This is a genomic window from Methylobacterium sp. WL6 (assembly GCF_008040095.1).
Taxonomy (GTDB): domain Bacteria; phylum Pseudomonadota; class Alphaproteobacteria; order Rhizobiales; family Beijerinckiaceae; genus Methylobacterium.
This window is the reverse complement of sequence record NZ_VRVH01000686.1, coordinates 1-512: the sequence shown is the minus strand read 5'-3', so window position 1 is coordinate 512 and position 512 is coordinate 1. Positions and strand designations below refer to the sequence as shown.

Sequence of the window (512 nt, the reverse complement as noted above, 5' to 3'; positions counted from 1 at the left end):
GCCTCTCGGCGCCGCCGCCGCGCTCGCCCTTCGGCATCGGCTTCCGCGAGGCCGCGCCGTCGGCGACCGGGCTCGGCGGCTGGCTCCTAGCGATCCAGTCTAGCTTTTCGCGCAGCCTTCAGGCCGCGCTCGCCGCGATCAAGGGCGGCGGCGACTGGATGCCGCTGGTCACGCTCGGCTTCGCCTACGGCATCTTCCACGCCGCCGGCCCCGGGCACGGCAAAGCCGTGATCGCCGGCTACCTGTTCGCCGGCGAGCGGGCCTTGCGCCGCGGCTTCGGCTTGAGCTTCGCCGCCGCGATCCTGCAGGCGCTGGTGGCGATCGCGATTGTCGGGACCGGCCGCCTCGTGCTCGGCGCCACCGCCGCCGGAATGACGCGGGCCGGCAACACCATCGAGATCGTCAGCTTCGCCCTCGTCGCCTCGATCGGGCTGGCGGTGACGTGGCGCAAGGCCGGGCGCCTCGCCGACCTCGGCGCGCCCGCCGCCTGCGGGCCCGAATGCGGCCATGCC

Annotated in this window: 1 pseudogene; it reads left to right on the top strand. The window is 75.0% G+C overall.

Annotated elements, in window-relative coordinates:
• Nucleotides 1-512 (top strand): annotated as a pseudogene (locus FV230_RS29175) (nickel transporter); the annotation flags it as partial.